11 protein-coding genes and 1 pseudogene are annotated in these 10,926 nt (G+C 68.2%); 2 read left to right on the forward strand and 10 right to left on the reverse strand.

Annotated features, from left to right (window positions below):
* Positions 1-33 precede the first annotated feature (33 nt).
* The 5 genes and pseudogenes from dapC to ACZZ93_RS05270 all read right to left on the reverse strand — a co-directional run bounded on the left by dapC (position 34) and on the right by ACZZ93_RS05270 (position 3,009).
* Positions 34-1,145, reverse strand: a pseudogene (gene dapC / locus ACZZ93_RS05250) (succinyldiaminopimelate transaminase).
* 3 nt (positions 1,146-1,148) lie between these two features.
* Entirely contained in the window at positions 1,149-1,469 is a 321-nt protein-coding gene (gene fdxA / locus ACZZ93_RS05255) for a ferredoxin (RefSeq protein ID WP_042542002.1), read from the reverse strand.
* 9 nt (positions 1,470-1,478) lie between these two features.
* Positions 1,479-1,955: a histidinol dehydrogenase gene (locus tag ACZZ93_RS05260; RefSeq protein ID WP_230100669.1), complete on the reverse strand. Its 477-nt coding sequence runs from the start codon at positions 1,953-1,955 to the stop codon at positions 1,479-1,481.
* A gap of 35 nt (positions 1,956-1,990) precedes the next feature.
* A complete protein-coding gene (locus ACZZ93_RS05265) occupies positions 1,991-2,305 on the reverse strand; it encodes an AzlD domain-containing protein (RefSeq protein WP_053095573.1) in 315 nt (104 codons plus the stop codon).
* Positions 2,302-3,009, reverse strand: a complete 708-nt coding sequence (locus tag ACZZ93_RS05270) for an AzlC family ABC transporter permease (RefSeq protein ID WP_463510607.1) — start codon at positions 3,007-3,009, stop codon at positions 2,302-2,304. Before ACZZ93_RS05270 ends, ACZZ93_RS05265 begins: the two co-directional genes overlap by 4 nt.
* A 93-nt stretch (positions 3,010-3,102) precedes the next feature.
* Here ACZZ93_RS05270 and ACZZ93_RS05275 point away from each other — a divergent pair, with 93 nt between their 5' ends.
* Positions 3,103-3,651: a helix-turn-helix domain-containing protein gene (locus ACZZ93_RS05275; RefSeq protein ID WP_463497496.1), complete on the forward strand. Its 549-nt coding sequence runs from the start codon at positions 3,103-3,105 to the stop codon at positions 3,649-3,651.
* Between the two features lie 3 nt (positions 3,652-3,654).
* Here the strand turns inward: ACZZ93_RS05275 and ACZZ93_RS05280 are convergent, their stop codons facing one another.
* From ACZZ93_RS05280 to typA, 4 genes are all read right to left on the reverse strand, one after another.
* A complete protein-coding gene (locus tag ACZZ93_RS05280; RefSeq protein WP_463510608.1) occupies positions 3,655-5,286 on the reverse strand; it encodes an MFS transporter in 1,632 nt (543 codons plus the stop codon).
* Between the two features lie 28 nt (positions 5,287-5,314).
* Positions 5,315-6,328 (reverse strand): glutaminase A, encoded by a 1,014-nt coding sequence (gene glsA, locus ACZZ93_RS05285; RefSeq protein ID WP_053095570.1) that lies wholly within the window; start codon positions 6,326-6,328, stop codon positions 5,315-5,317.
* Between the two features lie 172 nt (positions 6,329-6,500).
* Positions 6,501-7,385 carry an aggregation-promoting factor C-terminal-like domain-containing protein gene (locus tag ACZZ93_RS05290; RefSeq protein ID WP_463510609.1) on the reverse strand — a complete coding sequence of 295 codons (885 nt, stop codon included), beginning with the start codon at positions 7,383-7,385 and terminating at the stop codon, positions 6,501-6,503.
* A gap of 164 nt (positions 7,386-7,549) precedes the next feature.
* Positions 7,550-9,463, reverse strand: a complete 1,914-nt coding sequence (gene typA, locus ACZZ93_RS05295; RefSeq protein WP_053095568.1) for a translational GTPase TypA — start codon at positions 9,461-9,463, stop codon at positions 7,550-7,552.
* Between the two features lie 156 nt (positions 9,464-9,619).
* On the opposite strand from typA, the gene ACZZ93_RS05300 reads away from it, so the two are divergent.
* Positions 9,620-10,351 carry a CPBP family intramembrane glutamic endopeptidase gene (locus ACZZ93_RS05300; RefSeq protein ID WP_463510610.1) on the forward strand — a complete coding sequence of 244 codons (732 nt, stop codon included), beginning with the start codon at positions 9,620-9,622 and terminating at the stop codon, positions 10,349-10,351.
* Between the two features lie 14 nt (positions 10,352-10,365).
* Here the strand turns inward: ACZZ93_RS05300 and ACZZ93_RS05305 are convergent, their stop codons facing one another.
* A complete protein-coding gene (locus ACZZ93_RS05305) occupies positions 10,366-10,926 on the reverse strand; it encodes a PH domain-containing protein (protein WP_295104154.1) in 561 nt (186 codons plus the stop codon).

A 10,926-nucleotide genomic window follows, 5' to 3' on the forward strand; every position in this document is an offset into this window, starting at 1 on the left:
CCGACAAAAGAACCACTGATCTGAGGCCAGAACCTACACGGCCTGTGCGTGCAGACGCCGCGCGCCCTCAGCGATCCTGTCGGAGGGAGCCGTCAGAGCCAGTCGCACGTGCTGGGTCGAGAACTCACCGTAGAACGGACCGGGACCCGCCAGGATGCCGAGATCGGCGAGCCGCTCGATGCTCGCCCAGGCGTCCTGCCCCTCCGTCGCCCACAGGTAGAGCCCGGCCTCCGAGCCGTCGATCCGGAACCCCGCCGCCTCGAGCGCAGGCCGCAGCATGTCGCGTCGCGCTCGGTAGAGCGCCTTCTGAGCGGCGACGTGCTCGTCATCGCCCAGCGCCACTGCCATGGCGTGCTGCACCGGCTCTGGCGGCATCAGGCCCAGGTGCTTGCGCGCGGTGAGCAGTTCGCCGACGATGCGCGCACACCCTGCGACGAATGCCGCACGATAGCCGGCGAGATTCGACTGCTTGCTGAGCGAGTAGACGCTGAGCAGATTCGCCCTGCTGCCACCGGTCACGCGAGGATCGAGGATCGACGGAATCGGCTCAGTCGCCCAGCGGCCGTCCCAGCCGAGCTCGGCGTAGCACTCGTCGCTCGCGAGCACGGCTCCCAGCTCTCGAGCCCGCTCGACCGCAGCAGCCAGTTCCTCCACGCTCCAGGTACGGCCGTCCGGATTTCCGGGCGTGTTGATCCAGATGAGCTTGGTGCCGTCAGGCCACTCCGTCGGATCGTCGGACGGCAGCGGGGTCGCTCCCACGACGCGAGCACCCACCTCATAGGTCGGGTAGGCGATTCGGGGATGCACCACGATGTCGCCCTCCCCCAGGCCCAGAAGAGTCGGCAGCAGAGCCACCAGCTCCTTCGAGCCGATGGTGGGCAGGACGTTGGCGACGGTCAGGTCGCTCACTCCCTGCGCCGCGCATACCACTCGACGATCGCCTCACGAAGGGCGGGAGTGCCGACGGTCTGAGGGTAGGCGTGCGCATCGGTCGCCTCCGACAGCGCCCGGCGGATCAGCTCGGGCGTCGGGTCGACGGGCGAACCGACCGACAGGTCGACGATTCCGTCCGGATGACGCGCGGCGCGTTCGCGGTAGGGAACGACCGCATCCCACGGGTAGTCGGCGAGGTCGCGAACACTCACGGACTACTCGCCCTGCGGCGGGAGAGCGGCGATGATCGGGTGATCGTGTGCGATGACGCCGACCTTGGCCGCACCGCCCGGGGAGCCCACCTCGTCGAAGAACTCGACGTTGGCCTTGTAGTAGTCCTGCCATTCATCCGGCAGGTCGTCTTCGTAGTAGATCGCCTCGACCGGGCAGACGGGTTCGCAGGCGCCGCAGTCGACGCATTCGTCGGGGTGGATGTACAGCGAGCGTTCGCCCTCATAGATACAGTCAACGGGGCACTCGTCGATGCAGGCGCGATCCTTGACATCGACGCACGGGAGGGCGATCACATACGTCACCCCTCCAGTCTACGACTCGCCGCCGGTCCGATCGCCCAGGACGGGGGCACGAGGGGCGGTCGCCTCGTCTGCGCCGGGCGCCGTGCCGGATGCCGCGGCCGTCGACGCCTGCGCCTCGGTGCGAGTCGGAAGCCGCGAGAACGAGGGCCATGCGACAGCGAGGAGCACGAGCCCCGCGACGAGATAGGTCCAGATGCGACCGCTGAGCGTGTCTTCGACCACCACCGATCCCCCGGGCCCGACGCCGGAGATGAGCACCAGCATGCCGAGCATGCCGAGCCCCGCGGCGAGAGTCGCGCCTCGGTCGTGGGTGAGCGCGCGGATCGCGACGAGGATCGCGCCGCACGCGATCGCTCCGACGATGAGTCCGACGGGCACGGGACCCCACATGAGGCTGTGACCGATCGTCCCTGCGACGCCGAACACGCCGCCGACGAGAGCCGCGGCGATCCAGGAGAGCACCCGGGAGATCCATCCGATACGCACGAGTCGATCCTACGCGCGCCGCCGCGAAGGGGCGCTCAGACAGCGAGCCCGAACAGGCGCAGGAGAGCCGCGACGAGGGCGGCCGCGACCACCACGACGAGGAACGACTGACGCAGCCAGAGAAGCCCGGCCGCGACGAGCAGAGCGGGAACCCGTGCATCGACGACGACGGCCTGCCCGGCTCCGAGGGTCTGCACGGCCACGAGCGCGGCGAGCAGGGCCACGGTGAGCAGATCGGAGATGCGCGCCGGTCGCGGTGCCTCGAGCACCGAGGGCGGCACGAGGTACCCGGCGGCCTTCAGAGCGAGGCAGATCACCGCAGCGAGAAGGATCGCACTCCAGATGCTCACGCGGCGGCCTCCCCACCGTCGGGTGCGGAGGCATCGACTCGACCGAGCCAGTTGAACCAGCCCACGATGATCGCGACGACGGCTGCCACGAGCACGGGCAGCCCGGGCATGATGAACGGCGTGAGGGCGGCCGCCACCACCGCCGCAGCCACCCCGACCGCTATGGCCTGACGTTCCTTCAGGCGCGGCCAGAGCAGAGCCAGGAACGCCGCGGCCGCCGCAGCATCCAGCCCCCAGGTCTTGGGGTCACCGAGCACGTCGCCGACGAGTGCCCCGATCAGGGTCGTGATGTTCCAGCCGATGAAGATGCCGATCCCGGTGACCCAGAAGCCGACCTGCCTCAGCCGCGGATCAGTCTGCGAGATGGCCACGGCGGTCGACTCGTCGATCGTGAAGTGCGCCGCCGCTATCCGCCGTCCGGTGGTCGTGCCGACGACGGGTGACATCCGCATGCCGTATGCGACATTGCGCACTCCCAGCAGCGCGGCCGACGCGATCGCCGACGGCAGTGCGGACACTCCTCCGGCGGCGAAGACTCCGACGAAGGCGAACTGCGACCCGCCCGTGAACATCAGCAGGCTCAGCACGCACGCCTGCCAGACGTCGAGTCCGGATGCCACGGCCAGCGCGCCGAACGAGATGCCATAGGCGCTGGTGGCGACGACTCCCAGCGCTTCACGCCAGACCTCGCGGTCGGCGCTCATCGAACGATCGTTCGCTGCGGTGAACACATGACCATCATTCTGAACGCGGTGTCCGGGATAGTCAAGCGAACGATCGTTTGACATGATGAACACATGGAGGAACTCCGAACACGCATCGCCCGCACTCTGCGCAGAGAGAGGGAGAGAGCCGGACTGTCCGTGTCGGAGTTGGCGCGTCGAGCGGGAATCTCGAAGGCGACCGTCTCCCAGCTGGAGTCCGGTGCCGGCAACCCCAGCGTCGAGACGCTCTGGGCGCTCGGCGTCGCGCTCGGGGTGCCGTTCGCCGTCCTCGTCGATCAGCAGAGCAACGCGCCGACGCTCATCCGCGCCGATGATCTCACGGGCGTCCCGTCGTCGGTCGCCGCGTACAGCGCGACCCTGCTCTCAGCGAGCCCGCCGGGTGCGAGGCGGGATGTGTACCTGATCCACGCGGATCCGGGGGATCCACGCCGCTCCGATCCGCATCACGTGGGAACGACCGAACACGTGATCCTCATCTCCGGCCAGGCTCGGATCGGTCCGTCGGACGCCCCCGTGCTGCTGAACCCGGGCGACTATCTCTCGTACGCCGGAGACGCGCCCCACGTGTTCGAGGCGACCATCGCCTCGACCAGTGCGGTGCTCATCTCGGAGCTGCGCTGAGCATCACTTCGGCGCGGAGCCCGAGACCGGTGACGGGTCCGGGATCTCGTCCGGCTTGTACTTCGGCAGCCGGGATGCAGGCAGGATCGCCACGGCACTGAGTCCCGCGAGCAGCAGCAGGCCGAGTCGCAGCGTCCCCAGACGGGACTCCTCGTTGACGGCCACCGCCGCGTCGACCTGCTCGGGCGTCGCATCCGTCTGCTCGAGTGCTGCGCGCAGGTCGTCGTTGCTGACGAAGTTCAGGTTGTCCATGTCGACCTGCGCGACGAGCGACGGCGGCAGCTCGGGGTGCTCGACGACCGCGCGGCCGATGCTCACCCCGAGGAGCGAGACGAGGAGTGCGCCGGCCAGAGCGGTCCCGACCGCCGAGGCGAGATTCTGCGTGGTGCCGCGCAACGAGCCGACATCACCCGCGAGCTCAGCCGGCGCCGCGGTGACGAGCACGTTGAAGACGAGGGTCACGAGCGCACCCTGACCGATGCCGAACACGACCAGCCCGAGGATCGTCGGAAGCGTCTCCCAGTTGTTGTTCACCACGAAGGACAGCCAGACGAGCGCGACCGTGGTGAGGATGAAGCCGAAGACGCCGATGACCCGCGGCGGGTAGCGCTTGTAGAACCGGACGACGAGTGTGGCGGTGATGAACACGGTCAGGTTGAAAGGCATCATCGCGAGCGACGTGTCGAAGGGCGTCCTTCCCTGCACGATCTGGATGTACAGGGGGATGGTGAAGTTCACGCATGCCTCGAGCGCCACGACGATGAACATCGCGTACACGGCAGCGCGCTCCTTCGACGAGTCGAGGATGCTGAGGTCGATCAGCGGCACCTTGCCCTCGGCCATCCGACGGCGAGTCCAGACGAAGAAGCATTGACCGAGCACGATCCCGACGACGACGAAGGCGGGCGCAGGCGAGAGCCCGAGGATGTTGAAGGGTGCGGCCTCGGTCGCAGCGACGGCACCCCACCCGTTGAGGTTGTTGAAACCCAGGGTCAGAAGCACGATGGCCGCGCCGATGAGGAGCGACGCCACGAGGTCGATGCGGATCGACGCGTCTCCCCCATCACCTCGCAGCGTGAAGCTGAACGCGAAGACGACCACGGCGATGCCGAACACGATGAAGAACATCGGCCGCCATCCGACCAGGGTGCCGAGCGTGCCGCCGATGAGGAACGCGGTGACTCCCGAAATGGCTCGGGCGGACCCGATCGCACCGATCGCCGTCGCCTGCTGCGCGCCCCGATAGTTCTCGGCGATCAGCGCCACGATCGAGGGGACGATGATCGCTGCGGCGGCGCCGGCGACCGCCTGCCCCGCGATGGCCCAGCCCACACTCGGGGACACGATCATCAGCACCGACGACGCGGCGAACAGGCCGATCACGATCCGGAAGATGAGGACCCAGCCGACCCGCTGACCGAGCTTCGCGCCGGTCATCACGAGGGCGGCCACGGCGAGGCCGTACATCACGATGGTGGTGCTGGCGACCGTCGGCGGCACGCCGAACTCACTGACCATGCCACCGAGGGATATCGGCAGGGCTGCCACGTTGAACGACATGAGCACCTGGGCGAGGAAGAGACTGACGAGCGGCATCCAGGAGGTCTTCGTGGATGCCGGAGAAGTGAGTGTCATGGCAGGGTCCTCTGAGCGGGAAAGGAGGTCAGTCCGTCGACCGAGCGGTCGGCGCGGGCGCGGAGGCGAACAGGTTCAGTCCGAGAGCGCGGGAGAGGTGACCGATGGCGAGCTGCGATCGCACGGAGTTTCCCGCCGCGTCGAGGCGCGGTGAGAATCCGGCGACGGCACCCTTGCCCGGCGCGACGGCGACGATCCCTCCTGCCACACCCGACTTGGCGGGCAGCCCGATCTCGAACAGCCACTCACCCGAGGCCTCGTAGAGGCCCGTGGATGCCACCACTGCGAGAGTGTCGCGGCAGACGTCCGCAGAGACCACCCGCTCGCCCGTGATCGGATTCACGCCGCCGTCGGCGAGCGTCGCCCCCATCACCGCGAGGTCGTGGGCCGTGACGCTGAGAGCGCACTGACGCGTGTAGACGTCGACGACCTCGTCGGGGTCGCCGACCAGCCGTCCGTAGCTGCGGAGCAGCCAGCCCATCGCCCGGTTGCGCTCGTTGGTCGCGGCTTCCGAGGCGTACACCACGCCGTCGAGGCTCAGCGCGCGGCCGGCGAAAGCAGAGAGCCCCTCGCGCACGCGCTCCCACTGCTCGACAGCCGTCTGCCCCGGCATCAGTGCCGTCGTCGCGATCGCACCGGCGTTGACCATCGGATTCATGGGGTGTCCGCCGTTGAGCTCGAGCGCCATCAGGGAGTTGAAGGCGAGACCGGTGTTGTTGACGCCGACGATGTCGCGCACCCGCTCATGGCCGTGCTCCTGGATCGCCAGGGCGTAGACGAACATCTTCGAGATCGACTGGATCGAGAACGGATGCTGCGCATCCCCGGCGTCATGCAGGCCGCCGTCGACCTCGATGACCGCGAGACCGAACAGCTCGGGGTCGGCCTCGGCGAGCACCGGGATGTAGTCGGCGACCGCGCCGCCGTGGTCCTGCGCATACAGGCGATGAGCCTCACGCACGAGCTGGTCGACCCTCTCCCACCCGGGCAGCCCACCCGTCGAGACCTGCTGCGGGATGCCAGCCAGCGCCGCGACGTCCATGCGTTCTCCTTCGAGTCCACGACCCCCCAGCCGTCATCGCTCACCGTAGTGCCAATGCGTCGCGCTGCCTAGAGCATGCAGTGCCCTGTTGCGACACATGTCCGGACACACCGAGACCCACCACCGCACGCAGGCGGGGTGGGTCTCGGAGGGAGGTGTGCGGAGCTGCGGCTCAGTACCAGTTCACCGACTGGGAGTGGCCCCACGCACTGCAGGGGGTGCCGTAGACCGACGAGATGTACCCGAGGCCCCAGCGGATCTGAGTGGCCGCGTTGGTCTGCCAGTCGGACCCGGCTGACGCCATCTTGCTTCCGGGCAGAGCCTGCGGGATCCCCGTCGCGCCACCCGAGGCGTTGTACGCCTTGTAGTTCCAGCCGGACTCCTTGGTCCACAGCGAGTTCAGGCAGAAGAACTGGTCCTCGCCCCAGCCGTACTCGCTCGACGCGATGTCGCGAGCCGCGGCCTTCGCGCCGTCGACAGTGTTCGTCTGAGCGAGCGCCGCGGCCTCAGCCGCCGCCTGGGCCGCAGCCGCGTCCGCAGCGGCCTTCGCCTCCTGGGCCGCGACATAGGACGCCTGCAGCGCAGCGGTCTCCGCGACGATCTCGTCGGTTCCGGTGACTGCGTACGCGGTCAGGCTCGAGAGCTCCCTGTTCGAGAAGTCATCACGGTCCGCCAGCTGATCGACCCACGTGGTCACGTCAGCGGTGTCGACGCTCGAGGGTGCGGCGCCCAGATCGAGGCCCGATGCCGCGACCTCTGCGTTCAGCGCCTCAGCTGCCGCGACGGCATCCTGAGCGGCGACCATCGTGAGCGCCGAGTCATCCGCGCTCTTGGCCGGGGCGTCCGGCTCGCCGGTGACGAACGAGGTGACGCCTGCGACGGCGTCCGGCAACTCGGCGCCGGCCGCGGGGGCGGACACGATGCCGACCGTCAGAGCGAGGCCGAGCACGCCGCCGGTGATCGTTCCGAGAATCAGTTTCGGGCGACGCGCCGTGATGGCGTTACGAGCTGTCGCCGCCGCGTGGGCGCGCCGAAGCGCACGGGTGGTGTGAAGCATTGGGTTCGACTTTCGGGTCGTCGTACGCCCGTCACAGGACACTCATCGGGAGATCGCCCCAGGCGCAAGGTAACGATTCTGCAACGGCGCTCCTGGACGTTTCGTGAGAAGGGGCCCTGTACCGCCGTTTCCGGCGGTACAGGGCCCCTTCTCTCAGACGATTCTCAGACGTTCGCGTCCTGGCGCTTCAGGCGAGCGGTCTCACGCGCACGAGTGTTCGCGTCGAGATTCACCTTGCGGATGCGGACGACCTCGGGCGTGACCTCGACGCATTCGTCGTCACGGGCGAACTCGAGGCTCTCCTCGAGCGTCAGCTGGCGCGGGGGCGTCATCGACTCGAAGGTGTCGGAGCTCGCCGCACGCATGTTGGTGAGCTTCTTCTCCTTCGTGATGTTGACGTCCATGTCATCGGCGCGGGAGTTCTCGCCGATGACCATGCCCTCGTAGACCTCCTGCGTGGGCTGCACGAAGAACGACATGCGCTCCTGCAGGGCGATCATCGCGAACGGAGTCACGACGCCCTGACGGTCGGCCACGATCGAGCCGTTCTGACGGGTCGTGATGGAACCGGCCCACGGCTCGTAGCCGTGCGAGATCGCGTTCGCGATGCCGGTGCCTCGGGTCGTCGTGAGGAACTCGCTGCGGAACCCGATGAGACCGCGCGACGGGACGATGAACTCCATGCGGACCCAGCCGGTGCCGTGGTTCGTCATGTTCTCCATGCGGCCCTTGCGGTTCGCCAGAAGCTGCGTGATCGCGCCGAGGTGCTCCTCCGGCGTGTCGATCGTGAGGTGCTCGAACGGCTCGTACGTCTTGCCGTCGATCTTCTTCGTGACCACCTGCGGCTTGCCGACGGTGAGCTCGAAGCCCTCACGGCGCATGTTCTCGACGAGGATGGCCAGCGCCAGCTCTCCGCGGCCCTGCACCTCCCAGGCGTCCGGGCGTCCGATGTCGACGACCTTGAGCGAGACGTTGCCGATCAGCTCCTTGTCGAGACGGTCCTTGACCATGCGAGCGGTGAGCTTGTGACCCTTGACCTTGCCCATGAGCGGCGAGGTGTTGGTGCCGATCGTCATCGAGATGGCCGGGTCGTCGACGGTGATCGCGGGAAGCGGCCGGACATCCTCGGGGTCGGCGATCGTCTCACCGATCGTGATGTTCTCGAAGCCGGCGATGGCGACGATGTCGCCCGGGCCCGCCGAATCGGCCGGGTAGCGCTCGAGCGCCCGCGTCTTGAGCAGCTCGGTGATGCGTGCGTTCTGGTGCGTGCCGTCAGCGCGGACCCAGGCGACCGTCTGGCCCTTCTTCAGCGTGCCGTTGAAGACGCGCAGCAGAGCGAGACGACCGAGGAAGGGGCTGGAGTCGAGGTTGGTGACCCAGGCCTGCAGCGGGTGCTCGTCGTCGTAGGCGGGAGCGGGGACGTGCTCGAGGATCGCCTCGAACAGCGGCTCGAGGTCGTCGTTGTCGGGCAGCGATCCGTCGGCGGGGCGGTTCTGCGAGGCCGCGCCGGCACGGCCGGACGCGTAGACGACGGGAACGTCGAGCAGGGCGTCGACATCGAGGTCGGGCACGTCGTCGACGAGGTCGGACGCGAGGCCGAGCAGCAGGTCGTGGGCCTCTTCCTCGACCTCGGCGATACGAGCGTCGGGACGGTCGGTCTTGTTGACCAGGAGGATGACGGGCAGCTTGGCCTCGAGAGCCTTGCGCAGCACGAAACGGGTCTGCGGGAGCGGGCCCTCACTGGCATCGACGAGCAGCACGACGCCGTCGACCATCGACAGGCCGCGCTCGACCTCACCACCGAAGTCGGCGTGGCCGGGGGTGTCGATCACGTTGATCGTGATCTCCTTGCCCTGAGCATGCTTGCCCTTGTAGGTGATCGCCGTGTTCTTGGCGAGGATCGTGATGCCCTTCTCGCGCTCGAGGTCGTTCGAGTCCATCGCGCGCTCATCGACGTGGGCGTGTTCGCCGAACGAGCCGGTCTGACGCAGCATGGCGTCGACGAGAGTGGTCTTGCCGTGGTCGACGTGCGCGACGATTGCGACGTTGCGGAGGTCAGAGCGAAGGGCGTGCGCCATGCAGATGTCCTAAAGAGTGTGGGGTTTTGCCGAGAAGCCGACGTTCCAGACTATCGTATTCGGGCGAGTCGTTCCTGAGCGCTCTCGAAGTAGCATCGTGATCGTGACCGTCGCCGACCTCTCCCCGCTCCCTCACGCAGTCGTCTGTGGTGGGAGGTGGCGATCGTCCTCGCGCTCGGCCTCGGTCAGTCAGCGGTGTATGCGGTCGTTCAGCTGGCGTACCGCCTCACCGACGAGACGCCGCTCGCCGACCAGACCGCGACCCTGAACCCCTCCCGGAGCGATCGGGAGATCTTCGACCTGATCTACCAGATCCTGTCGATCGGCTTCTCCCTCGTCCCGGTGCTGCTGGTGTGCTTCCTTCTCTGGCAATCCTCGAGGCCGCACCTCGCGCGCCTGGGTCTCGACGGCACCCGGGTGGGTCCGGACGTCGGTCGCGGGATCCTCCTGGTGGCAGCCATCGGCATCCCGGGCATCGGGCTGTATCTCGCCGGCCGCGCACTCGGGCTGTTCGTCGCGGTGAATCCCGCGGGGCTCGACAGCCACTGGTGGACCATCCCGGTGCTTCTCCTCGCTGCAGCGCGCGCATCGCTGCAGGAGGAGTTCGTCGTGCTCGGATATCTCTTCGCCCGGCTCAGGCAGCTCGGCTGGGGTCCGTGGGCCATCATCGTCGCCACATCGCTGCTGCGCGCGAGCTACCACCTCTACCAGGGGCCCGGCGCCTTCATCGGCAACTTCGCGATGGGCCTGCTGTTCGGCTGGCTGTTCCAGCGCAGTGGCCGGCTGATGCCGTTCCTGGTGGCGCACTTCCTGATCGACGCGACCGTGTTCGTCGGCTACCCCTGGGCCGCGGCGACCTGGCCGGCGCTGTTCGGGTTGCCCGGCTGAGAGCCGAGGCGAGGTCAGCCGTTCGCGATCAGGATCGACGCCACGGCCCAGAGCACGATGACACCGAGGGCGATGAGCGCCCGATAGTCCCACGTGCGGCGGATCGGCGCGTCCGCACCGGAGAGAGCCGCCTGCCAGCGGTCACGGACGTCGGTGAGGTCGCGGAGCGCGACGGGGGCCTTGGCCTCGTCGTCGCCGGTCGCGCGTCGCACCGGCCGCGCTCGAGCCGGCCCTCCGTAGCTCGACAGGTCGGTGCCGTCGTCGAGCGAGAAGACGAGCTGCCAGCGCAGGTCGACGTCGCGCACGCGGCTCCAGCCGAACGAGGTGCGACGCAGCATGTTCTGCACCATCGCTCCCTGGTCGTCGATGCGGACGACCGAGACGAAAGCGATCTCGTAGACCACCCAGAGTCCGAGCAGCACCCAGGGCGCGAGCAGGAGCATCTGGCCCCAGCCGGCGCGTACGACGGCGTCGCCGAGCAGGAAGATCGCGAGCAGCGAGCACAGCACGAGGGAGACAGGCCCGGAGGCCGCACGGAAAGTCCGTGCGGCCTCCGGTCGAGGGTCGATGCTCAC

The sequence above is a fragment of the Microbacterium sp. AC026 genome (assembly GCF_979258475.1).